The sequence below is a fragment of the Bacillus paralicheniformis genome, from assembly GCF_001042485.2.
Taxonomy (GTDB): Bacteria; Bacillota; Bacilli; order Bacillales; family Bacillaceae; genus Bacillus; species Bacillus paralicheniformis.
Genome location: NZ_LBMN02000005.1, coordinates 162,343 through 185,489, shown reverse-complemented (window position 1 = coordinate 185,489; position 23,147 = coordinate 162,343). Strand labels below are relative to the sequence as shown.

Annotated in this window: 25 protein-coding genes and 1 other annotated feature; of the genes, 24 read left to right on the top strand and 1 reads right to left on the bottom strand. The window is 44.2% G+C overall.

Annotation, left to right across the window (positions count from 1 at the left end):
* Positions 1–142 precede the first annotated feature (142 nt).
* The 8 genes from ACH97_RS05900 (at position 143) to ACH97_RS05865 (ending at position 8,015) form a co-directional block, all read left to right on the top strand.
* Positions 143–823: a response regulator transcription factor gene (locus ACH97_RS05900; protein ID WP_095323705.1), complete on the top strand. Its 681-nt coding sequence runs from the start codon at positions 143–145 to the stop codon at positions 821–823.
* 1 nt (position 824) lies between these two features.
* Complete coding sequence (locus ACH97_RS05895; protein ID WP_023857761.1) at positions 825–1,760, top strand: HAMP domain-containing histidine kinase; 936 nt, start codon at positions 825–827, stop codon at positions 1,758–1,760.
* A gap of 94 nt (positions 1,761–1,854) precedes the next feature.
* Positions 1,855–2,778: an ABC transporter ATP-binding protein gene (locus tag ACH97_RS05890; RefSeq protein WP_023857762.1), complete on the top strand. Its 924-nt coding sequence runs from the start codon at positions 1,855–1,857 to the stop codon at positions 2,776–2,778.
* Positions 2,779–2,792: 14 nt separating this feature from the next.
* Positions 2,793–3,476 carry an ABC transporter permease gene (locus ACH97_RS05885; RefSeq protein WP_020450007.1) on the top strand — a complete coding sequence of 228 codons (684 nt, stop codon included), beginning with the start codon at positions 2,793–2,795 and terminating at the stop codon, positions 3,474–3,476.
* Positions 3,477–3,491: 15 nt separating this feature from the next.
* Positions 3,492–4,190 (top strand): ABC transporter permease, encoded by a 699-nt coding sequence (locus ACH97_RS05880; RefSeq protein WP_023857763.1) that lies wholly within the window; start codon positions 3,492–3,494, stop codon positions 4,188–4,190.
* Positions 4,191–4,286: 96 nt separating this feature from the next.
* The gene (locus ACH97_RS05875) at positions 4,287–5,360 is read left to right on the top strand and encodes a DUF3900 domain-containing protein (protein WP_020450009.1); all 1,074 of its coding nucleotides are present in this window, start codon (positions 4,287–4,289) and stop codon (positions 5,358–5,360) included.
* Between the two features lie 150 nt (positions 5,361–5,510).
* Positions 5,511–6,683 carry a DUF4885 domain-containing protein gene (locus ACH97_RS05870; protein WP_043054031.1) on the top strand — a complete coding sequence of 391 codons (1,173 nt, stop codon included), beginning with the start codon at positions 5,511–5,513 and terminating at the stop codon, positions 6,681–6,683.
* A gap of 420 nt (positions 6,684–7,103) precedes the next feature.
* Complete coding sequence (locus ACH97_RS05865) at positions 7,104–8,015, top strand: macrolide 2'-phosphotransferase (protein ID WP_020450011.1); 912 nt, start codon at positions 7,104–7,106, stop codon at positions 8,013–8,015.
* A 34-nt stretch (positions 8,016–8,049) separates the two neighbouring features.
* Here the strand turns inward: ACH97_RS05865 and ACH97_RS05860 are convergent, their stop codons facing one another.
* Positions 8,050–8,469 (bottom strand): MarR family winged helix-turn-helix transcriptional regulator, encoded by a 420-nt coding sequence (locus ACH97_RS05860; RefSeq protein ID WP_020450012.1) that lies wholly within the window; start codon positions 8,467–8,469, stop codon positions 8,050–8,052.
* A gap of 277 nt (positions 8,470–8,746) precedes the next feature.
* Here ACH97_RS05860 and ACH97_RS05855 point away from each other — a divergent pair, with 277 nt between their 5' ends.
* From ACH97_RS05855 to ACH97_RS05785, 16 genes are all read left to right on the top strand, one after another.
* Positions 8,747–10,258, top strand: coding sequence for a class I adenylate-forming enzyme family protein (locus tag ACH97_RS05855; RefSeq protein ID WP_020450013.1), 1,512 nt, complete (start codon positions 8,747–8,749; stop codon positions 10,256–10,258).
* A 107-nt stretch (positions 10,259–10,365) separates the two neighbouring features.
* On the top strand, positions 10,366–11,580 hold the full coding sequence (locus ACH97_RS05850; protein WP_023857768.1) for a serpin family protein: 1,215 nt from the start codon (positions 10,366–10,368) through the stop codon (positions 11,578–11,580).
* Between the two features lie 111 nt (positions 11,581–11,691).
* Positions 11,692–12,519, top strand: a complete 828-nt coding sequence (locus ACH97_RS05845; RefSeq protein WP_023857769.1) for a PPC domain-containing protein — start codon at positions 11,692–11,694, stop codon at positions 12,517–12,519.
* A 63-nt stretch (positions 12,520–12,582) separates the two neighbouring features.
* Positions 12,583–13,410 carry a DUF4885 family protein gene (locus tag ACH97_RS05840; RefSeq protein ID WP_020450016.1) on the top strand — a complete coding sequence of 276 codons (828 nt, stop codon included), beginning with the start codon at positions 12,583–12,585 and terminating at the stop codon, positions 13,408–13,410.
* Between the two features lie 118 nt (positions 13,411–13,528).
* The gene (locus tag ACH97_RS05835; protein WP_020450017.1) at positions 13,529–14,281 is read left to right on the top strand and encodes a MerR family transcriptional regulator; all 753 of its coding nucleotides are present in this window, start codon (positions 13,529–13,531) and stop codon (positions 14,279–14,281) included.
* 211 nt (positions 14,282–14,492) lie between these two features.
* Positions 14,493–14,663 (top strand): hypothetical protein, encoded by a 171-nt coding sequence (locus tag ACH97_RS23385; protein ID WP_155273789.1) that lies wholly within the window; start codon positions 14,493–14,495, stop codon positions 14,661–14,663.
* 15 nt (positions 14,664–14,678) lie between these two features.
* On the top strand, positions 14,679–15,026 hold the full coding sequence (locus ACH97_RS05830; protein ID WP_048350149.1) for a PadR family transcriptional regulator: 348 nt from the start codon (positions 14,679–14,681) through the stop codon (positions 15,024–15,026).
* The gene (locus tag ACH97_RS05825; RefSeq protein WP_020450019.1) at positions 15,019–15,534 is read left to right on the top strand and encodes a DUF2812 domain-containing protein; all 516 of its coding nucleotides are present in this window, start codon (positions 15,019–15,021) and stop codon (positions 15,532–15,534) included. The genes ACH97_RS05830 and ACH97_RS05825 overlap by 8 nt, the downstream gene beginning before the upstream one ends.
* Positions 15,535–15,592: 58 nt before the next feature.
* Positions 15,593–15,851, top strand: a binding site (T-box leader).
* A gap of 100 nt (positions 15,852–15,951) precedes the next feature.
* Positions 15,952–16,113 (top strand): anti-TRAP regulator RtpA, encoded by a 162-nt coding sequence (locus ACH97_RS05820; protein WP_020450020.1) that lies wholly within the window; start codon positions 15,952–15,954, stop codon positions 16,111–16,113.
* A gap of 19 nt (positions 16,114–16,132) precedes the next feature.
* Positions 16,133–17,077, top strand: coding sequence for a DMT family transporter (locus ACH97_RS05815; protein ID WP_041817142.1), 945 nt, complete (start codon positions 16,133–16,135; stop codon positions 17,075–17,077).
* A 539-nt stretch (positions 17,078–17,616) separates the two neighbouring features.
* Positions 17,617–18,684 carry a YecA family protein gene (locus ACH97_RS05810; RefSeq protein ID WP_020450023.1) on the top strand — a complete coding sequence of 356 codons (1,068 nt, stop codon included), beginning with the start codon at positions 17,617–17,619 and terminating at the stop codon, positions 18,682–18,684.
* Between the two features lie 120 nt (positions 18,685–18,804).
* Positions 18,805–19,521 (top strand): lantibiotic protection ABC transporter ATP-binding protein, encoded by a 717-nt coding sequence (locus tag ACH97_RS05805; protein WP_020450024.1) that lies wholly within the window; start codon positions 18,805–18,807, stop codon positions 19,519–19,521.
* Entirely contained in the window at positions 19,518–20,276 is a 759-nt protein-coding gene (locus ACH97_RS05800; RefSeq protein WP_023857778.1) for a lantibiotic immunity ABC transporter MutE/EpiE family permease subunit, read from the top strand. The genes ACH97_RS05805 and ACH97_RS05800 overlap by 4 nt, the downstream gene beginning before the upstream one ends.
* A gap of 1 nt (position 20,277) precedes the next feature.
* On the top strand, positions 20,278–21,048 hold the full coding sequence (locus tag ACH97_RS05795; RefSeq protein ID WP_020450026.1) for a lantibiotic immunity ABC transporter MutG family permease subunit: 771 nt from the start codon (positions 20,278–20,280) through the stop codon (positions 21,046–21,048).
* A 20-nt stretch (positions 21,049–21,068) separates the two neighbouring features.
* Positions 21,069–21,731 carry a response regulator transcription factor gene (locus ACH97_RS05790; RefSeq protein WP_020450027.1) on the top strand — a complete coding sequence of 221 codons (663 nt, stop codon included), beginning with the start codon at positions 21,069–21,071 and terminating at the stop codon, positions 21,729–21,731.
* A complete protein-coding gene (locus ACH97_RS05785) occupies positions 21,722–23,092 on the top strand; it encodes a sensor histidine kinase (protein ID WP_020450028.1) in 1,371 nt (456 codons plus the stop codon). The genes ACH97_RS05790 and ACH97_RS05785 overlap by 10 nt, the downstream gene beginning before the upstream one ends.
* The last annotated feature ends 55 nt before the right edge of the window (positions 23,093–23,147 follow it).

Here is a 23,147-nt window from a genome sequence, read left to right as displayed (position 1 = left end):
CAATAGATCCGGAAGCTACAAGAGGATTCAACTAGAAATATAAATAATTTTTGTAAAAAACACACGTTTTTCAATTACAATGAGTGTAATTGCACGTGTGTTTTTATGTTGAAAAGGATGGGTGAACAAGATGCAGCGCATATTGCTTATTGAAGATGATCATTCGATCAGTGAAATGGTCGATCATTATTTAACAAAAGAAGGGTTTGAGGTCGTGCTTGCTTTTGACGGAGAAGAGGGCGTTCGCTTGTTTCAGCAGGGCAATTATGATGTGATTCTGCTCGACATCATGCTTCCTAAACTGAACGGGATGGATTTTCTGAAATTGATCCGTGAACAGAGCAAGGTCCCGGTTTTAATGATTTCTGCAAAAGACGGGGATGTCGATAAAGCGCTGGGGCTGGGTTTTGGTGCGGATGATTATATTGCCAAGCCGTTTTCGATGATCGAACTGACTGCAAGAATAAAAGCCGCCATTCGGCGCGCAACGCAGTATTCCGCCAGTGAGCCGGCAAATCAAAAACTAGTACGTATTCACGAGCTTACGATTGATATAGAAAATGTATCCGTACAAAAAAATGGTGAACCGCTTCAGCTGACATCAACGGAATGGAAGATGCTGACCTTGTTTGTGACAAACCCTAAAAAAGTATTCACAAAAGAACAAATCTATCGTTCGGTTTGGAATGAGGATTATTTTGGCGATCAAAATATTATTAACGTCCATATGAGGCGCTTGAGGGAAAAGATAGAGGATGATCCTTCCTCTCCGCAATATATTAAAACGCTTTGGGGCATCGGTTATAAATTAGGAGAGTTTTAGCATGACAATGTTATGGATTGGCATGCTGATGATTTTGGCGTCTCTCAATATCGTTCAATATAAAATGAAAAAACAGCGGGACCAAAACTTGAAGTACATCACGGAAAAGCTCAGTATGATGCTAAATGAGCAGGCGGCTGATCAAATTTTATTAGGAACGGATGATAAAGTACTGCGGGATCTGCTCGTGCAAATGAACCTGTTTGTTGAGGAGCGTCAACGCATAACAGCCCGCTTTGCAAAAACGGAGCAGTCAATGAAACGAATGCTGACCAATATGTCCCATGATCTGAAAACCCCGCTGACTGTTGTGCTCGGATATATCGAGGCGATTCAAAATGACTCGGATATGGCGGAAGAAGAGCGTGAAAGGCTGCTGGAAAAACTTTATCAAAAAACAGGCGAAATCATTCAGCTGATGAATTCTTTCTTCGACTTGGCCAAACTCGAATCAGAAGATAAGCAAATACTGCTCACGAAAATACATATCAACGAAATATGCAGAAAAAACATTCTCCAACACTATGATGCCGTTCAGGCAAAAGGTTTTAAAGCTGTCATCGACATCCCGGATACCCCGGTTTATGCACATGGAAATGAAGAAGCGCTTGACCGGGTTCTGCAAAACCTTTTATCAAATGCGATTCAATATGGTGCAGATGGAAAGCTGATCGGATTGTCCCTTACATATGATGACACGCAGATTGTTATTACGGTTTGGGACCGTGGGAAAGGGATTGGCGAGTATGATCAGCAGCGGGTGTTCGAAAGGCTGTACACCCTTGAGGAATCGAGAAATAAAGCGTTCCAGGGAAGCGGGCTCGGCTTAACAATTACAAAAAGGCTCATTGAGAAAATGGGAGGGGGCATCTCTCTCCAAAGCAAGCCGTATGAACGGACAGCGTTTTCCATCACGCTAAAACGAATGACCTATTAGCAAACGTAAGAATTTCTTAAGAAACAAGAAATAAAAAAGACAGCGTCCATCGCTACAATAGACACATAGCAAAGACAGGAAAGGGGAAACAGAGTTGACTTACATCGTACAAACAAGCGGGCTTACCAAGACATTCAAAGGTCAAGAAGTTGTGTCAAATGTAAGCATGCATATACGAAAGGGAGAAATATACGGTTTTCTCGGCCCGAACGGAGCCGGGAAAACGACCGTCATGAAGATGCTGACGAGCCTCGTAAAACCGACAAGCGGGGAAATCAATATTCTCGGGCATAAGCTGACAAATCAATCATACGAGATTCTCGGCAAAATAGGCAGCATGATCGAATACCCGATTTTTTATGAAAATCTGACAGCCAATGAAAATTTAAATCTGCACTGTGAGTATATGGGATATCACAATAAAGCCAAGATTCAGGAAGTGCTGGACATGGTGAATTTAAAAAATATCGACAGCAAACCTGTCAAAACATTCTCGCTTGGTATGAAGCAGCGTCTTGGAATCGCGCGTGCCATTCTTACCAAACCCGACTTGCTCATCTTAGATGAACCGATTAATGGCCTTGATCCCATCGGGATTAAAGAAATCAGAAACTTATTTCAAGTATTGAGCAAAGAATATGGAATGACATTGCTCATCTCAAGCCATATCCTGAACGAAGTAGAGCAGATTGCAGATACAATCGGAGTGATTCGGGACGGCAGGCTTGTTGAAGAAGTATCGATGGAAAGCGTAAGAGGCCGGAACACAGATTACATTGAACTCGTGACGCCGAATCAATTGCGGGCTTGCTTTGTGCTTGAACATGAGCTTCAGATTGCTAATTTTAAAATACTAAATGATAAAACGATCCGAATTTATGATGCCGAAGCTTCTCAAACAGCCATTTCTAAAGCTCTGATTTTGAATGATATAGAAATTGAGTCCATGAATAAAAAGCATACTTCGCTTGAGGACTACTTCCTCAGCTTAATCAACGGCAATGCGGCCAGCGCATAAGGAGGCGGAGATGCTTGCTGAATTTATTGAAAATCGAAATGAAAAAGATGAAGCTTGGCTGGTATGTACGCGGAGCCGTTTTTGCCAATTTCATCATCCTCGGTTTTCTGTGGATGGTGACCTTCACAGAAGGCAAGGATACGTTCCAAACGATTGATGAAACATTTCTTGTGATCGGCACTTTCGTCAGAGCGGTTTTTATCATTTTTGGAGCCGTGCTGATTTCAAAATTAATCATTTCAGAGTTTAAAAACAAGACAATACTTGTGATGTTTACGTACCCGATCAACCGAAAAAAACTGCTGGCTGCTAAACTGCTGATCGCAGGCGGGCTGACTTTCATTACGATATTGATATCAAATGCATGCGTTGCCGCTGCTTTTTTTCTGCTGAATTCAATCTATGGGGTCATCCCCGGCGAATTAACAGCTTCTATGGTTTCTCAGCAGGCTCTGAAAATGATCGTTTTTGCTTTTGGCGCCGCAGGAACGAGTTTAGTGCCCATCTTTTTCGGAATGCGGAAGCACTCCGCTGCGGCAACGATCATTTCGTCTGTCGTGATCAGCATGTTGATCAGTTCCACAAGCCCGGACTTTTCCATTTCTTCAATTGTTTATATTCCTTTATCTCTGGCCGCTGTCGGTCTGATTTTTTCCTTTTTGGCAGTAAGGCGGATCGAAAAAATAGATGTATTTTAACGGAGTTGAAGTTCAATGCTGAATTTAATTAAATTGGAGTTTAAAAAAACGAAACTAGGGTGGTATTACAAAGGTGCAGTGATTGCAAATCTATGTATACTCGGTTTTTTGTGCCTGATCGGATCGGAGGAAAAAAATCTTACTCAAGACCAAATGGCGATGGCTGACGCGGGATCCACGCTGCTGCTTCTCGGAACTTTTGTAAGGTCTGTGTTTATTGTCTTTGCAGGCGTGCTGATTGCCAAACTGATCATCGGAGAGTATAAAAACAGAACCATCACGGTCATGTTTACATATCCGGTCAGCCGAAAAAAACTGATCGCCGCAAAACTGCTGCTCACCGGCGGATTGACCTTCTTGACAATGATCGTGTCCGAACTGATTCTTGCGTTTATTTTCTCGCAGCTCAATGATATCTATCAATTCAGCCCGGAAAAACTGACGCTGCAAGCCATTGGAAATGAGATTGGCAGTATGCTCATTTACGCTGCTTCTTCAACAGGGTTGAGTTTTATTCCATTATACTTTGGGATGCGCAAACAATCCGTTCCTGCCACTATTGTGACATCCTGCATTTTGATTGCGCTGATCGGTCAGCAAAGTCCTGGATTTTCAATTGCTTCTATTATTTATATTCCTGTTTCATTGGCTGTAATCGGGATTGTTATTGCGTTTTGGTCGATCCGAAAAATTGACCGGGAAGATGTATTATAATGGATCAATTATATAGTGAAGGTGCAAATTGACGGATTCCAGGCATTTACCTATACTTGAAGAACTGAAACAACAAGGAAAACGGGTGAACATGTCATGGAATTTGAAATTCGCTATATTTCTTTTTACGTCATTCAGGTCGACGGCAAGGATGAGCAGGCCAACAAGCAATATAAACATTTTCAGACGCTGGATACAGAGGAATTTGAAACCAGCGAACTGAAGGATTTCTTAGACGGGGAATTGAAAAAAATCGTGAAGCGGAAAGCCGAACGCCATCCGAAATCAGAGCAGGTGCCGACGAAAATCGGCCGCTTCATCACAGAGCCGGGGCATGAGCTTGATTCTAATCCGAACTACAATCTGTTTCACAAAACAAAACTGGCGGAGACAAAGGAAGAATTCAATGAGCTGAGCGAACAGTTCGTCCGCACATACCTCGACACGAGCGCCGTCAGGGGAGGCGTTTTTTTGGTGGCGACAGCCGTACCGCGCAAATACTTCGATGATACATTTGTCTTTGTCATGAAGTGCGACTTTGAACCGAAGGTCGCTTCGATCGCCGATGAATCATCGCTGATCCGCAAGGTCGAAATGGCGATCACGACGAAAAACATGAAATCGATCCAGTATCCGCACATGCCTGAAGAGGGCATGACAGAGGAAAGCGAAGTGAAAATCCACCAGGCCTCGCACGCCCGCTACTTTGAAGACTTCTTAAAATTCGTCGAGTACGGCGAGTCGATGCCGGAAATCATGAAGTCCCAAGTGATGAACATGGTGCAGGAGCATGTGTACGAAGCATTTGAAGACAAAAGCGAAGAACTCCAGCAGTTTGAACATGATCTCGAAATCTGGGAAGCGAGCGAAAAGCGGGAGATTCAGGAACGCCTCGACACCCATCAAGTCATCGAAGCCTCCGCCCAGATCGTTGAGCATATGCCTGAGGCAGAGCTGAAAATGAAGCTGGGAGCAACCGAGATTAAAGGACTGCTGGCTGAATTCGGAGATTCGATCCACCTTGCCAAGGTAAACGGGCGCTATGTCGCGCTGATAGAAGCCGAGACGATTTCCTTTGAAAAGGGCAGTTCTCCGGTGGAATTTTATAAACCTGAGGGACTGCATGAGGTGATTGAGCGGATACGGAATAAAAGTGACAGGGAAGATTAGAAATAAGGAATGGCATCCGTTTTTTCGGATGCCTTTTGATTTTTCATCCAAATTGATGAGGGTGCTATGTAAATTACTGTTTAATAAGGTTAATATAAACATAATCAAGCCGATATAGGGATTATAGAAAGAATTGAGGAGAGGTACCCAATGCGTCTCAATAGTCAATACATCCGTACACAGCTGATGATTCAGAATATGTTGAAAAGGAATGCGGCTGATACAACTGTAAAAAATGTCTCTTCCGATATCACTGCCTTTGCGAAGAAGGCCAGCAGTCAAGCGGGAAGACCATCGAAGGAAAGTTTGAGTAAGCTGAACTACTCAAAGGACAGTATTGTGAATCATGCCGAAGCTTTCAGGCGGGCATACGAAGCAGCAAATGATCAAACTGTGGAAGAAACGAAGATCAATGCCCAAAACCCCTATGAGTCAGAAAGTGATATCAGGAAAAAAATCTTAGATGAAAAATACAGCAAAATCAATGCAATGAACAAAACGAAACCTGATCCTTTAGGCTATATTAAGGATAAATACAAAAATTCCAATTCCCCTTATTTCAGAAATGACCTGTCGGCAGCAGAAAGACAAGCTGCATATGACAATGAAACTGAGTGGCTGTTCAAAGGAAAAGCGCAAAACTATAATATGCAGGATGCCGCGTTTCGAAATGTGAATTTTAATGGGGAAGTAGAGGCGGAGAATGAGAAAATATATCAGCGCAGCCAAGTCAACAAACAGCTTCAAGCGCTGCTGGATCAATATCATATTGCCATTCCTGCGGATACGGCGCTCACCTTTACAATTTCACCGATTGATTATCAAGTAAAAGTGAGCGGAACTGATGATGGGCAGCTCATCCATCAACTTGAACATATATTGCAATCAGGAGAAAACAGCAAACAGTTATTTCTGCATATCATGAAAAGCTTGAGCAGCGATTCAGCCCAATATTCCAAAGAAGCGCAGCAAAAATATCACACGGTTCGCGAGATATATGAGGTGACAGGCTATCACCTGAAGGACTTGGAAGTGGTTGATGGCCGATATGTAACACCTGACGGCCGTGATTTGTTAGATGTGTATAAAGAAGAGCTGGAGAAGGACCCTGTCCAAAAGAAAACGGCTCATTTCGCAATCGCTCATTATGGAGCAGAGCTGAACAGACTTGCAGAAGCCGGATATGATTCTGTTCCGGATTTTATCTTATCTATTGACTACAGCAACGGATCTTTGCGGGATACAGGGCAAAAGAAAAGCTATGGAACCGGGGATACGGCTTGGCTAAGAGAATTAAAGCGCCGAACGGGTGTTAATTATTAGTTAGGCAGGAACATATGGGTTTCCTCTATCAGTTTGATTTTCTTAATAATTGAATTTTGCGTTGCGGGTCACCCTGCCACCTGTTAAAATAAGGATAACTTTAAAGAACGGAGGGATTTCCCAAATGGCATACATCAGATTCCGATTGAACTTTGTCCTCGCTAACTAAATCGTGAACAAAGTCTCTGCCTGTGTGCAGGGTAATCGGGATCAGTCTGCCTGTTTTTAGGGGACCCTTTATGCAATAACAGAGGGAGAGGCGCGGATTCCAGCGCCTCTTTTTTTGCCTTTAAAAATAGCTTATCTGAAGCTTGCCTTCAGTTTATTTGTCATATTATCTTTTTCCGTTTACTTTCCAGCGCAGGCAGACGACCTGTGCTTTTTTTTATTAAAAACCTTCAGTAAAGGGGAAAATCGTATATGACAATTGTAAATGAACAAATTGAACAAATATTAAAACTTGCGGAAAAACACGGCCTTCGGCTGAAACGAAAGCATGCGGAAATCAACGAGTCCGGCATGGATTTTCAAGTCGTCTTTGCCGAAGATGAAGCAGGCAAGAGATGGGTCTTGAGAAAACCGCGGCGCGACGATGTGATTGAAAGAGCAGTGTATGAAGGGAAAGTGCTGAAGCTGCTGCAAAACCATCTTCCCGCCGCTGTGCCGGATTGGCGCATTCATACTCCCGAACTGATTGCATATCCGGAGCTTCCGGGGGTTCCTGCCGCGGTCATTGACATGGAGGTGAAGAATTACGTATGGAACATGGATCATGAGCCTCCGGCTGAAGCCTTTGTCAAGTCATTGGCGAAAACGCTCGCGCTATTGCACAGCATTGATCATAAAGCCGCAGAAGAAGCGGGCATGCATGTGATGAATCCGGATGGCGTCAGGCGGTCAAAAGCAGAGCAGATGGAACAGATCAAAAGAGAGCTCGGGGTTAGCGGCGAGCTCTGGGAAAGATGGCAAAAGTGGCTGTCCGACGACTCGTATTGGCCTGAACATACTGCGTTTATCCACAGCGACTTGCATCCCCCGCATATTTTAATTGACCAGCATCAGAGCATAACTGGGCTGTTGGATTGGACGGAAGCGAAAATCGCCGACCCGGCAAAAGATTTTCTATTATACGAGACGATTTTAGGAGAAGCCGAAACCGCCCGGCTCATCTCTTATTATGAAAAAGAAGGGGGCCGGGTCTGGCCGCGGATGAAAGAGCATATTACGGAATTGCAGGCCGCCTACGGCATCGAAATCGGCATGTTCGCCCTGCAGACAAAACAAGAAGAGCACTTGAAGATGGCGCTGGACGCGCTTGGGGTCAGACAATAAAAAAAGGGCTGTCGATTTCGATCGACGGCCCGTTTCACATCATAATTTTTTCAATTATAGCAAAAAAAACCTTTTTTTCTTCCTCTGACAATTTGCCGAAGAGCTTGTCGATCAAGGCCTGGCGGTTTTCCACCATTTGTGCGGCGATCCTCGTGCCTTCTTGCGACAGTTCGATCCAGACGGTGCGCCGGTCATCGTTATTTCTCGATCTGATCACAAAGCCCTCTTTCTCCAAATGGTTCAGAGCTGTTGTCGTTGCTGATGGAGACAGGGCGACCTCCTGTAAAATCTCCTTTATCGTACATGTTCCGTGTCTGTAAATGATACGCAAAATAAACCCTTTGCCGCTCGTGATACTTTTCGGAATCGTTTCTTCGTCCAATTTCTTTGAAGACCGCAAATATTTCGTGAAAGCATGATCCAATAGATTCGCTTCAATCCGATGGTGATTCATGAAGGTTTCCTCATTTCCGACATCGTGTAGTAGATCAGCAATTTTATGCTGGTCAAACAAACATAGGTCTATTTTATCATAAGCGAATGCTCCGCAAAAAACGATTTTATGAATTTTAACATGAGTCATTTAATTTCTTTTGTTATCAATTCATAAAGATAATAATTCTATTATGAAATAGTTTTACAATGGATATATTTTGTTTTAGAATGAATTTGTGCGTCACATAATCTCACCAGGTTTTGTGAGAAACAATGAAAATTTGGAGATGAAAATTTTGAGTACACTTCAGCAATTAATCAATCATCATATGGAAACGTCAGATGGGTTGGAAGCATTGTCCGGAGGAGATCGAACGTTTACGTTCAAAGCGTATCATCAACGGGTGAACCAGCTGGCTCATTATCTGCTGGAGGAGGGTGTTCAAAAAGGAGACCACATCGCGGTTTTATGTAAAAATAATCATCATTTTCCCGTCATTTTGCTGGCGTCTCTTAAAATCGGGGCGACAGTCGTGCCGTTAAGCTGGCAGCTGACATCGTATGAATTAAAAGGAATCTTGAACAACTGCCGGCCGAAGGTGATGTTTTATGACTTGGAATTTGCCGATATACTAACGCCGCTCCGCGAACAGCTTCAGTTCTGCCTGATGATTGAAGCGGGTGCGGGAATGAACACGACTGAACAGTTTGAGAGCCTATTTAAAAACAGGCCGCTGGAGGTGGAGGCCGACCAGGTGACCGAGCATGATTTGGCTTTAATGCTGTTCACCTCGGGCACGACCGGAAATCCGAAAGGCTGTATGGTCAACCACGGCAGTCTGGCCGCATACTTGACAGAGGTGAACGTGAAATCGAAACAGCTGAAAGGCATGCGCTTTTTAGCGAGCCATCCGCTTTATCATATGAGCTCGCTCAACCATGTTTTTCAGGCGGCTTTTGAAGGAATTGGGCTTCATTTCTTATGGGACCCCGAACCGTTTGAAATCCTGCAGGAGATCGAGAAGAAACACATTCATATGATGATGGCGTTTCCTTCCGTCTACACTTACATGCTGGAGGAAATGAAAAGACATCCATTCGACCTGTCGTCTGTGAAAATGCTTGTCTCCGGCGGCACCAAGGTGCCGGCGCGGCTGATTAAGGAGTACAATGACATGGGAATCCTGATGGTGCAGGGGTATGGCAGCACAGAAGCATGGACGGTCAGCGTATGGCGGCCTGACATGGGCTGGGATAAAGTCAATTCAGCCGGCAAGCCGATTCCGCAAGTCAGCATAAAAATCGAAGACCCTGATACACATGAAGAGCTGCCAAGGGGCGAAGTCGGAGAAGTCGTCGTCAAAAGCCCGTATGTTTTTGAAGGGTATTACCAAAATCCTTCCGCCACGCAAAAGGTGCTGAAAGACGGCTGGTTTTATATGGGGGACTCCGGCAAACTTGATGAAGACGGATTTTTATATATTACCGGCCGGTATAAAGACGTCATTGTCTACGGAGGCGACAACATTTATCCTGACCAGGTGGAGGAGATCATCGATCAAGTGCCCGGAGTCGTCGAATCGGCCGTCATCGGCGTCCCGGATGAAATGTACGGGGAAGTTCCGAGGGCGTATGTGGTGAAAAACGAAAGCTCCGGCCTTAAGAAGGAGGACATTATCGCGTATTGCAAAGAGCGCCTGTCCGACTATAAAATTCCTGAAATCGTTTTTACCGACAGCCTTCCGAAAAACAGGCTCGGCAAAATCGTCAAAAAAGATTTGCGCGAACTGGCTGTTAAAGGACAGTGAGCGCAGTAACAGAAAGCTTATCCAGCATTGGATAAGCTTTTTTTGCTGCCGTTTTTTGTAACGTTTTCCAATGCTAAACCCACTACAACAGTAGGAGGTGTTGACAATTGAAATCGAAATGGAGTGCGATGGTGATATGGACCGGTCTTTTATTGTTGGCCGGATGCGGAGTGCACAAGGAGGCCGATCCCCCCCCCGTCAGATCCGCGCAAAAAACGGACGCCTCGTTATCTGAAGCTGAACAGCGGTTTGCGCTCGCATTGTTTCAAGACATGATAAAAGAGGAAGGAAGCCGGAAAAACATCTTCCTCTCGCCTTACAGTATTCACCAGGCACTTGTGATGACGGCAAACGGTGCCGCGGGAGACAGCAGAAAGGAACTGCTCGGCACTTTAAACCTCAACCAGACGGATATGACATCGATCAACAGGATGTCACAATCTGTGAATCGTTCGCTAGAAACGCTGCCTCACGGCGAATTTTCATCGGCCAATTCGATATGGTCCAAAAGGGAGCTGAAAGAAAGCTTTCAAGACGCGATCAAAGGCCTTGGCGACGCCTATCAGCTTCATGATGATCCAAATCGGGCAGCAGAAGAAATCAACGGCTGGGTCAAAAAGAAAACGAAAGACCGCATTGATCAGATCGTTGACAAGGTCTCGTCGAATACGATTGCCTACATCATTAATGCCGTCTATTTTAGAGAAAGCTGGAAGCATCCATTTGATCCTCACATGACAGCGGAACAGCCATTTTATTCTGCGGACGGCTCCGCAAAAAAACACCCCATGATGACGCAGACAAACCGCTTTCCTTATCTGGAAAACAAACATTTTCAAGCCGTCAAGCTTCCTTTTCAAGACGAAGGTCTGTCATTGGCTGTTTTTCTGCCGAAAAAAGCGGCAAATCTTGAACAGCTTCTAGCTGGCATGACGTATGATCAATGGCGCGCCTTGCATAAGGGCTGGACGATGAAACAGGTGGAGCTCAAGCTGCCGCGCTTCTCATTTCAAACAGACTACATGTTAAATGAACCGCTTAAACGGCTTGGAATGAAAACCGTGTTTAGCAGCGCGGATTTTTCAAATATGTTTGCCGGAGAAGGCGCCGCTCAAATTGATAAAGTCAGACATAAAACATTTATCAAAGTAGATGAAGCGGGTACCGAAGCATCCGCGGCAACGGCGGTTGAGATCATCGAATCAGCTCCCGTCCCTGAAGTGACGATGACTGCAGACCACCCGTTTTATTTCGCGATTGTTGATGAAACATCCGGAATGAACCTTTTTGTGGGCAGTGTGGCAGAGCCGTCGGATGAGTAAACTTGGAAAAAATCTATTATTTTATAAAATATTCATTAAACTTCCAATTCAATTACCGATATAAGGAAGGGAGTTCCTTTATGGTGATGAATAAACGGGAGGCAATGACAAATGAAAAAAAGTTTGTTTCTTTTCGTGTTCAGTGTGTTTTTGATGGCGATTCCAGCATTTTCGGCTTCGGCAAATGTTTACGAAGATGAGTATGAACCCAACAATTCTTTCGCTGAGGCTTACGATTTAGGATTGTGGAAATACAAGACGATTTCGGCGACGATTCACAGCGAAAGCGATAAAGATTATTACAAATTTTACGCGACAAAGGGAGAACAGCTTGCCATTCACCTAAAGAACATCCCAGCAAATACAGACTATGATCTTTACTTATTTAAAGATTCTTACGGCTATCCTGCAGTAGGATCTTCTGAAAGAACGGGAAACCAAAATGAAATCATCCGCTTGGATGTTCCGGAGACAGGCCGGTACATTGCGGTCGTCACGTCTAAAGACGGTTCATATGACGGTTGGGGATTTTACAGACTTGAATTTATCGACAGAATGAAGAGCGGTGCTTATACGGCGAATTTGTCTCCATCATCCATCTCAAGCCCGGGACAGGGAGTCGTTTCTCCGGTTGCCGCCGTCAATCTTGCCAATGTCTCGGCCATTCCCGAAGGAGCGACTGTGAAAAGCGTTTCCGCCGAGGGAACCATTTCTCCGAGCCTCGGACACACCTACAGGGAAGTTCTGAACAAGGAAGAAGGCGTTTGGCACACATCGGTTTCCGGCGGCACACTGTTTCCGGATCTAAAGCCTGAACTTGCGCTTCCGGTCAAAACGACATGGAATGTGAGATACTATTCGCTCGCTTGGAGCAGTTCAACATGGAGATCGCCGCAGCTGAAGATCAATTATCAATATGATTCAACATACGGCTGGTAAACAGATCCAAATTCCGTCCGATATAAAAAGTAATCGAATGTAATTGGCATGAAAGGAGCTCCCATGAATATTAGAGACAGGGTAAAACTTTCGCTTTATTCCGAGCAGCTGATGAAGCCTGCCGCCGCGGAGATGCCGGCTAAGACTACAGGTTCCAAGAGAATGGCCGGCAGCCAAACAGACACCCTCTCCATCAGCAAACAGGCTGAAGCGGCTCAAAAAAATGCACCGTCATTACGATCACAAATGAACGGCGTTCAATTTGAGATCTATAATCTTTATGTGGACAGGCAGCGTTTGAACAGCCAGATCGATGAGACGCTGCGCGAGAGCGGAATTTCTCTTTCCGAGAGTGAACATCTGACATTGCATGTAGACGGAAATAACCGGATTATAGTTGAAGGCATCGAAGATGAACAAAAAAGAACCCGGATCGAAGCCGTTTTAAATAACAGTGATAAACGGTTTGGCGCCCGTCTGTTGAGCCATGCGGAACTGATCGGTGAACAAAATGGAACGCCGCTGGATAAAGAAGCTTATGAAAAATGGCATGTGAATGAGTTTTTGAAAACGATTGCCGGTCTGTCTTTGGCTGATGTCAGTTTGGATGAAAAAGGAGAGCTTGAAGGCGGAAATGAGAGACTCATCAGAGTGATTGACTCTGCCAAAGACCCGAAAAGCGACTTGGAGAAGAGCTTTCAAAACATGCTGAAGAAGCTGAAGAATGTTCTGGCGAAAGGGCCGGACACCATTGCGGACAGATCGGCTTCTTTCGGATATGCCGGCGGAACGCTCATCGATCTCAATGTATCAAAAGGATTCTCCGCGGGCCAGCTGAACGAGTGGCTGGATGATCCGTTTCTTAAAGAAGTCTTGCTGAACAATTCTTAAAAGACCTGGCGAAGCAATTTTGCCGGGTTTTTTGTTTGTATAAAAAAAATTTCAAATTTCGCATTGACCCTCACGTTGCGGGATACTTTATAGTCGATATTGAAGGGAGGTCAGATAAATGAAAATGAAAGTAAAGGAAGTGGCCGACTTAGTCGGCATCAGTGTGCGCACACTGCATCATTATGATGAAATCGGATTATTAGCTCCGTCGGAGACGACCGAAGCCGGGTATCGGCTGTATTCAGATGACGATCTGGAAAAGCTGCAGCAAATCCTGTTTTTCAGAGAGCTTGACTTCCCTTTAAAAAAGATTAAAAGCATTCTTGAGAACCCTTCATTTGACAGGAATGAGGCGCTTCAGCTCCATCGCAAAGCGCTGCTGGAGAAAAGAAGCCGGCTTGACCAAATGATTGCGACAATCGATAAAACGATCCAATTCGCGAAAGGAGAAATCAACATGACAAACGAGGAAAAATTCGCGGGATTTGATTTCAGTCAAAACCCGTATGAGGAAGAAGCGCGGGAACGCTGGGGCGATGAAGCCGTCGACAGATCGAAGGCCTATATCGAATCCATGCCCGAAGGTGAACGGAAAAAGATGGAACAGCAATATGATGCCATTTACAGAAAAATCGCCGCCCTCAGAAAAGGCGCCTCAGACTCAGAGGAAGCACAGGCGGCTATAAAGGAATGGTACGACTTTCTGAACAATAACACCGGCCACAGCTATTCGCTCGAAGCTTTCAAAGGTCTGGGACAAATGTATGTCGCTGACGAGCGCTTTACGAAAAACATTGATCAATACGGCGCCGGCTTGGCGAAGTTCATGTGCGACGCCATGACGGTGTTTGCTGACAGGAATAAGGAATAATCGCTGGAAACCGCCTGATAAGGTCGTGAAATGACCTTTTAGGCGGTTTTTTTAATTTTAATGTGAGCTATTCCTTTTGGGCAATAGCCTGTGCTCACTTATTTGATTTGCAGGGTAAATGCTGTGTTTGATTTGTGTCGAATCTTCTAATATGTTATTATATCGTCAGTCGATATATCGTAAGGCGATGTAAAATAAGGAGGCGAATGATTTGAATACACAGATGTTATTTGTTTTGAGCGGAATTTTTTTATTGAATTTAGCAATTTTATCAGGAATAAACGGTGTATGGTGGGGACTAGCTCTTGGCGGCAGCATCATTTTCAATCTAATAGGTGTTGTACTGCTCATGAGATATATAAATGAAAAACGCCATACTTAAAATGAGGTGCGAAAAGTGAAGAAAAAAACGGCGGAAAGCTATTTACCGCTTACGCAGGCTACGTATTACATATTATTGTCATTAACTCAACCACTACATGGCTACGGCATTATGCAAAGGGTTGAGAGCATGAGTGAGGGTGAGGTCAAACTAGGGCCTGGCACTCTTTATGGTGCATTAAGCAAACTCGAAAAGCAGGGGCTGATTAGAAAGGAAGGCAAATCCGGCGATAATCGGCGAAAGCAGTATATTTTAACGAATGAAGGATGGCAGGTGATTGAACTCGAATTTAAACGCCTATCCAAATTAGTGGCGATCAGTCAATCTATTTTTCAAAAAGAGGGAGATACAAGTCATGAGTAAAAAAAGAAAGCGTAAATTCCGTTTTTTTCTTGCTTGGCAAGACCGGAAGGAGGAGAACTGGCTGAATGAAATGGCAAAACAGGGGTGGATGTTAAAGTCCTTCTTTTTATTTATCTATATATTTGAAAAGACAAAACCAAGCAATACAGTATATCGGCTCGACTATAAGACAACATCAAACCTGGATCAGGAAGAATATATTCATATATACGAGGATGCAGGCTGGAAGCATGTGACACAGTTTTTAAATTGGCACTACTTTGCGGCTGATCCCAGTCAAGTTCAAACAAATGCGATTTATACAGACCGCGAATCTGAAGCAGAAAAATATAATGGCTTACTAAAAGTGCTGTATGCTGCATTTGCCAGTGTATTTCTCAGCTTGGGACTACCGCTTCTCGTCATAGGCATCCCTGGATATTTTTATTGGATAGCAGCATTCAATCTCCTTGTTTTGTGTCTGTTGACCGTGTGTATATTAAAGGTTCGTAAAAAAACAAGAATTTAATGCTGATTGACACATGCTAATTTTCAGAGTAATATATTTTTTACAAATCATGTACGGTTAAACGATATTGAGGAAGAGCAAGTACGTGTCAGAGCATGGGTTTAAGAGAGTCGGTGGCTGGTGTGAACCGATGCCCTTCTGACGCCGAATGGGCTTCTGAATCGCTTCGCTGAAACGGACAGTAGGCGGAGCCGGGATAGTTCTCTCCGTTATCAAGAGAAGCGTATCGAAAGGGCTGACTGTTCCCTTTCCGTATGTTCCAAGCGAATCGTTGATGCGATTAATAAAGGTGGTACCGCGAGACCCTCGTCCTTTTGTGACGGGGGTTTTTTGTATTTTTAAGGAGGTGGTGGCCATGGAGGAAGGCTGGCCGGAGTGGCCGCATCATGTTAAACGGAAACGGAGGTGTGATGGTAAATGGTGATTGCAACGGACGATTTGGAAACGACATGTCCAAATTGCAATGGAAGCGGAAGAGAAGAGCCGGAGCCTTGTCCAAAATGTTTGGGAAAAGGTGTGATTTTGACGGCCCAGGGAAGCACATTGCTCCATTTTATAAAAAAACATATCCACGAATAAAAAGGACGGGTGATACGAGTTGAGTCGAGCAGAGAAGAGTACAGCTGAGCAGAGCGGCCATATTCAAAGCGGCGTTCGAAAAGCGGCCGGGGTCGTTTTTATGGTCTTTGGGACGATGTGTTTTGCTTCAAAATCCATTTTTGTCAAATGGGCTTATGAACAAGGTGCACAGCCGGAAGCGGTGCTGTTGTACCGGCAATTATTTGCGGCGCCGCTGTTTTGGTTGATTTTTGTTGTGTATCGTTCAAAGCTTCCGGCTAAACCAGAAAAAGCGGAGATTTTTAAAGCTTATGCGGCCGGATTGCTTTGTTTTTTTCTGTCGCCATTGCTTGATTTTATCGGCCTTCATGATGTTTCGGCAATCGTTGAACGGATGATTGTGATGAGCTATCCCATGTTCGTATTGATCATCACTGCCTTTGTAAATAAAAAAATGATCTCGGGTCAAACGTTTGCTGCCATCTTGCTTGTGAATGCCGGGCTGTTCTTGGCTGTCGGCGGATGGGATGTGCAAGCATTTGAAGCGAACCTGTCAGGAGCTTTTTTGATCTTATTGTCCGCTGTCGCCTATGCGGTTTATCTTGTTGTGGCGGGAAGCCTTGTCCGTCAAATCGGCGGGATTCGGATGAATGCCTATGGAATGTCGGCGGCAAGTCTTGCGATGGCCGGTTATGCGCTGTTTCGCGCAACAGGAAAACAGCCGGGAATCCTGCTTTCTTATCCTCCCGCAATGTATGGTTTTTTTATGATCATTGCGGCGGTGACGACGGTCATTCCTTTTTTATTCATGCTGGAAGGCATGAAGCGGATAGGAGCGGAGCGGGGAGCCGTCATTTCTATGATCGGCCCCGTTCTTACCATCTTCGGAGGTGTTTTGTTTTTAAACGAACGTTTAACATCCATTCAGTGGCTGGGGTGCTTCCTTGTGCTCCTGACCATCAGTCTGCTGGAATACCGGAAATAGAAAAAGGGATTTATATCCCTTTTTCTGTATGCACTTAAATACATAAAGATCGTTTACTCAGTGTCGCCTGTTTTCATGACCCATGAGACGAAGTAGCGCACGAAAGCCTGCCATAGCTTCATCCGTCGGCCTGTATCATCAGTCTAAAAAGTGCTTTTCCAATGTGCATCGGAGCTTTGTCAGCGGCATCAAAAGCGGATACAAAACGTATACCAGCAGTGCTGTTGCACCGACCTCAGGAGATCCGTCTCCAAATCAATGCGGATGAAAAGTGTAATCTGACCGCCAATACACAATCGATCAACCATGCACCCGCTCTAACCCAAAAACCAGCGTATTGCAAAATGTATAACACCCTCTGTCATAAATGGATGATAAAAACACAGAACTAACCATTTTATAGTCTTTTTTTCTATTTGTCCTCTTTTATAAAATTTTACTTTTCAGCTAAATCATACTGATTTTCATTATCGGATTTCCCCCTCCTGAAAGTTTTGATAAAATAAATAAGTTGTAGTATAAGATACGGAGGTTTAAACGTGGGAAAAGTAAAGAGAAATATGCCTTGCCCCTGCGGCAGCGGGCTGAAATATAAAAAATGCTGCGGCAAAGCGGAGGGAGCGTTTCCGGCTGTCGCGGTGCAGGAATTGAAACAAATCCAGAAAGACGTCATGGAATTCGCTTTTACGGAACATAAAGACACAATCGATCAATTTCTTAATCAGTATTCTTTTCTGTCAGACTTGGAACAGTCTGCACAAAAGATATGTGTTTTTAATCTGGGCGTGTGGGGAGTATTTTCCCGGCCGTTGGCAGACGGAGGATTGACGATTTTCGAAGACTTTTTACAGAAAAAGGGTTCTTCGATTCTCAGATCGCAGACTAAGGAAGCCGTTCAATCGTGGAAAGACCTCTCCCCTGCGCTGCTGCGTGTGAAACATATAACAGATGGCGGCATTCGCTTTGAGGATGCTGTAACAAATGAAGAGCTCACCATAAGGATGAATGTGAAGCGGGAAGGGCCTTTTGTAGGCGAGTACGTGCTCGGCTTTCCGATCAAGATTGGAAGCCATACCGAGTTCTTCTTACAATTCACCATCTATCCTGCAAAAATGGCGGATGCTCTCAAAGACAGGTTAAACGATGCTTTAAGCCGTTTCACAAAAGAAGGCGGAACAAAAGAACAGCTGATGAGAGATGATTTTCATCATGTGTTAATGCAGCTTTGCCGTCAGGAAGAGAGTGCACCGTCTGAACAAGGGTCGGAAGACATCGAATGGGCCAATGAGATGGAAAAAGAAACAGCGCTTGTCTTTGAGAAAGGTATGCTTGACGAAGGACATTCTGAATCATTTGTCTCCTGGGCGGTCGGCCTTTGGAAATCGTATTGTGTTAAAAAAGCGCCGGTCATCAAGAAAACAGAAGCCTTTGCAGCTGCTTTGGAGTATTTTATCAATACGATCTCCAAATCGGAAAAATCGTTATCCCAGGCGAAGCTTGCAAAAAAATACGGCGTCAGCGCTTCGACCGTATCGAATCGTTTTAAAGATATTGAAGCCGTCCTGCAGGACGAACTGGATCATCATCTTGAGCTTATGCCTTCTTAAGGCAAAGGCCGCTAAACCTTTCGGGGAACCGGAAGGTTTTTTGCGTTTGATTCTGATTAAATCTTGAGAAAGGTATTTTAAGATATCGGTACCGATCAGATCAAACAAGGAGAGATTAAGATGAGTACAATTCTATTGGAAACAAGGCATCTTCAAAAAAAGTTTGGAAGGTCGCAAGCGGTCTCAGACGTCTCACTGTCAGTTAAAAAGAACAGTATTTACGGTCTGCTTGGACCGAATGGAGCAGGAAAATCAACGACTTTAAAACTTTTAACCGGAATCTTAAACCCGACTGCCGGGGACATTTTGGTTGAGGGGCGGAAATGGAAAAGGTCTGTATTAAAAGACATCGGTTCTTTAATAGAATCCCCGCCTCTGTATGATAATTTAACAGCCTACGAGAATGCCAAGGTGCATGCCACATTATTGGGTCTTCCTGATGCGAGAATAACAGAGGTGCTTAAAACTGTTGATATGCATCATGCCGGAAAGAAAAAAGCGGGGCAGTTTTCTATGGGGATGAGACAGAGGCTGGGAATCGCCATCGCTCTTTTAAATCGCCCTAAATTACTCATACTTGATGAGCCTACGAACGGTCTCGACCCGATCGGTATACAAGAGTTAAGGGAACTGATCAGGTCATTTCCAAAGCAAGGGATGACGGTCATCTTATCAAGCCACATTCTGTCGGAAGTCGAGCAGATCGCAGACCATATCGGGATTATCAGCGGAGGATACCTCGGATATCAGGGGAAAATCAATAAGGGGGACGATCTCGAGCGGCTTTTTATGGATGTTGTCAAATCAACGCGGGGGAAAGAAGGCGGAGAACAATGATCGGATATTATGCAAAAGCGGAAAACCTGAAGTTTAAAAGAACATTTTCGAGAAAGATGATCTTCATTGTGCCTTTGATTAATATTTGCTTCGCCTTTTTAATGAATCCAGGATTCTTTGTAGCAGGTACGTATAATTGGTGGTCTGTCATCTTGATGCCGGTCATGATCGCCTTGCTTTGTGCATTATCACACCAGAAAGAAATGAAAGCGTCGAATTATAACGGCATTTTTTCTTCTCCCGTACATTTACATATGATCTGGTCTGCAAAAATAAGCGTCATTGCGCTCTATTCTTTAGCGTCTCAAGCTGTTTTTTTAGGGTTCATGGTTGTGATGCAGTTTGTCATTCCTCAATTTTCGAGCATTCATTTGACAGTCATTGCCGCGAATCTGCTGCTTTGGCTTACGACACTGTGGGAGATCCCCATCTGTTTATGGATAGCGCGAAAATTTGGGTTTATATCTGCCGTTTTGTTCAATATGCTGGGCAGTATCGTGTTGGGCATCATGTCGGCATCAAGTCCTTTTTGGTGGCTGAATCCGTGGAGCTGGCCGATCAGGGTCATGTGTCCGACAATTGGCATCCATCCCAACGGTGTGCCTCTTGAAAATGGCGATCCTTTAACAAGCTGGGCAGTCGTTCCTCCGGCTGTTGTTCTATCTGTTGTTTTATTTGCTATTTTGGCGCGTCTGACCAGGCGGTCATTTTCCCCTGCCGTTGATCGCAAATCGATAAAACGGGAGGCGGTTTGATTTGTTGCTATTTTTCAGATGCCTTGCGGCTGATTTTCAAAAAACAAAGCGCACATCTTTTATTTGGCTTCACTTGACCGTTCCGGTTATCTGTGCGAGTGTTTTTCTGCTTTATTTCTATAACAGAGATCATGATCCATATCAATTATACCGCACGTATTTTGAGGCAATTGCGATTGCCCTGCCGCTTCTGATTGGAATAGTGTGCGGAATGACGGCTTCATTAGAGGAGCGGGCAGGCCGTTTTCAAGTGCTGTTGGGCGGCACGGCGCCCAAATTAACGGCTTATTTAAGCAAAGTCACACTGCTTCTGTTCATGAACTTGTGTGCGGTATTCTTGGCTATTGGACTCTATGTATTGGGGCTCAAAGTTCTATTTCATGTGCCGAACCTGACAATCGCCCTTTTTTTAGAGGCTGGGGCATGGCTGGCAGCCGGAAGTGTCACACTTTATTTCATTTATTTTCTGATCAGCTGCATATTTGGAATGGGGGCTTCGATTTTAATAGGCGGGGCAGGTCTTTTGATGACAGCACTGATGAATACGGGATTGGGCGATGTCATTTGGAAATATAATCCCTGGGCATGGGGAATCAGGCTGACAGGGTATAAGGGGATTGACCGATTTGTCCAAATTGATTCGTCTCTGCGTTCTGTTCTAGACGGGGAAATCAAGCAGGGGGCTTTCATCATGGTGTTTGCTATAATAGCTGTATTCGCTCTAAGCATCGTTTGGTTTATCCGCTGGGAAGGAAGAAAAGCTTATGAATAATGAAAAAGGGTGGTCAGCAAGTGGCGAACATTTTGGCAGTAGATGATGAGAAAGATATTCTTGTACTCATACAAAATATTTTGCGCCGCGATCAGCATCAAGTTCATACATTGAGTCAAGTTAACGCCGAATCTCTCGACGTGTTTTCAGGGTATGATTTAATTTTGCTTGATGTGATGATGCCGGGGATGGACGGATTTGAATTATGCGAGAAAATCCGGCCGCTGGTAGATTGTCCGATCCTGTTTCTCACCGCTAAGACGGAGGAAGAGGCCATCGTTAAGGGCCTCCTGACTGGAGGAGACGACTATATTTCAAAACCCTTCGGCGTTCTTGAGCTCAGTGCGAGAGTAAATGCACACTTGAGAAGGGAAAAAAGAGAGAAACACGAAACTAAACGTGTGATTTCCGGTTTTTTATTTCACTTTGACAGCAAAGAAGTATTTATTCATGATCAAAAGCTGAATTTAACAAAAAATGAATTTAAAATATGTGAGCTGTTGGCTCAGCATAAAGGACGAACTTTTACACGAGAAGAAATTTATGATTATGTATACGGGCTGGAAGGCAATGCATTATACTCCACGATAACCGAATTTATCCGCACGATCCGAAAAAAATGCAAAGAACACGAAAGAGATCCGATCAAAACGGTATGGGGCGTAGGGTACAGATGGGAATAATCCGTAAAAAAAAGACGCTGCGCAGAGAACTGATCAAATATATGCTCACTTTGAGTTTCAGCCTGATCGCGATCACGGCTGTATATGTTTTGATCAATATGATCGGAATGAATGCAGGGCTGTTTTATCCTGCCAATTACAATGAAATCGAAGCTGAAAAGCTTAAGCCCAAGCTTCAATCGGCTGAACGGATAACGGAAGACATGATACCTGATACGATGCTGTATGCCATATTGGATAAAAAGTCGAAACAAAAGACAGCGGGAAACATGAAAGAAACGAATCTTTCCATTGTACGGAAAAAAATTGAGAGCAGGCCGTATGTCACCTTAAGTCAAAAAGGCTATATGATCATCGAACGCAAAGACGAGTATTGTGTGTTGGAGTATCCTTTGCGCGCTGAGTTTCGGTCTCCCCTGCTGAGACGGTTTCTCCCGAACTATGAGCTGACAAGCTTATGCATCATCATTCTGCTTCTAATTACGGTCGTTTTTGCGGTAACAACCCGATTTGCAAACAGGTTAAAAGATCATTTTCAAACATTAAACACCATCGCTGAGCAAATTAAAAAACAAAATTTAAATTTCACTCCGGAGTTTTCGAATATTAAGGAATTTGATCATGTGATCAGTTCCCTGATAGACATGAGGAATGCCCTTCAAGCCTCCCTCCGTGCGCAGTGGCACTTAGAGAAAACGAAAAAAGAACAGATCGGCGCATTGGCTCATGACATTAAAATTCCAATGACCATTATTAAAGGTAATGCGGAATTGCTGAGCTTATCACCGCAAAATCAAGAGCAGTCGGAATATATCAGATACATACTTGATGCGGGGCAAAAAATCGATCAGTACATTGACCAATTAATCCATTTGTCAAAAACGGAGGAAGCATTAAATATCGATTATAGAGAAAGTGCTGTGAAACCGTTAGTCGAAAGTGTTCTCAATGACACTGAAGCATACATAGGGAACAAATCGGTTGACATTGTGCTGAAGGAACAGAACCTTGAAGATAAAAAAGCACTGTTGGACAAACAGCTGCTTCATCGAGCGTTGATGAACATCATGACGAACGCTGCAGATCACACACCAGAAGGCGGGAGAATCGATTTTGAAGCTGTGTGTACGGATGATCAATTGATTTTCACAATCACTGACAGCGGAAAAGGATTTTCTCAAGAAGGCCTGCAGAAAGCTGCCGAGCTTTTCTATATGGAAGATAAAAGCCGGACATCGAATGGGCATTACGGTATGGGACTTACCTTTGCGCTTCGTGTTGTCAAGCTTCATCAAGGCGATTTATCGATTAAAAACGGTGAAGCGGGGGGCGGACAGGTGCAAGTAACCATCCCCCTCTGAGACCAGATCATCATCATTCAATGTCCCATTATGTCATCATCCCAAACCTTCCGAC

Coding starts and splice junctions, on each gene's coding strand:
- ACH97_RS05880 (WP_023857763.1), top strand. CDS start 3,492: ATGCTGAATTTAATTAAATTGGAGTTTAAAAAAACGAAACTAGGGTGG.
- ACH97_RS05840 (WP_020450016.1), top strand. CDS start 12,583: ATGAATATTAGAGACAGGGTAAAACTTTCGCTTTATTCCGAGCAGCTG.
- ACH97_RS05845 (WP_023857769.1), top strand. CDS start 11,692: ATGAAAAAAAGTTTGTTTCTTTTCGTGTTCAGTGTGTTTTTGATGGCG.
- ACH97_RS05800 (WP_023857778.1), top strand. CDS start 19,518: ATGATCGGATATTATGCAAAAGCGGAAAACCTGAAGTTTAAAAGAACA.
- ACH97_RS05875 (WP_020450009.1), top strand. CDS start 4,287: ATGGAATTTGAAATTCGCTATATTTCTTTTTACGTCATTCAGGTCGAC.
- ACH97_RS05870 (WP_043054031.1), top strand. CDS start 5,511: ATGCGTCTCAATAGTCAATACATCCGTACACAGCTGATGATTCAGAAT.
- ACH97_RS05785 (WP_020450028.1), top strand. CDS start 21,722: ATGGGAATAATCCGTAAAAAAAAGACGCTGCGCAGAGAACTGATCAAA.
- ACH97_RS05865 (WP_020450011.1), top strand. CDS start 7,104: ATGACAATTGTAAATGAACAAATTGAACAAATATTAAAACTTGCGGAA.
- ACH97_RS05895 (WP_023857761.1), top strand. CDS start 825: ATGACAATGTTATGGATTGGCATGCTGATGATTTTGGCGTCTCTCAAT.
- ACH97_RS05825 (WP_020450019.1), top strand. CDS start 15,019: ATGAGTAAAAAAAGAAAGCGTAAATTCCGTTTTTTTCTTGCTTGGCAA.
- ACH97_RS05805 (WP_020450024.1), top strand. CDS start 18,805: ATGAGTACAATTCTATTGGAAACAAGGCATCTTCAAAAAAAGTTTGGA.
- ACH97_RS05860 (WP_020450012.1), bottom strand. CDS start 8,469: ATGAATCACCATCGGATTGAAGCGAATCTATTGGATCATGCTTTCACG.
- ACH97_RS05820 (WP_020450020.1), top strand. CDS start 15,952: ATGGTGATTGCAACGGACGATTTGGAAACGACATGTCCAAATTGCAAT.
- ACH97_RS05835 (WP_020450017.1), top strand. CDS start 13,529: ATGAAAATGAAAGTAAAGGAAGTGGCCGACTTAGTCGGCATCAGTGTG.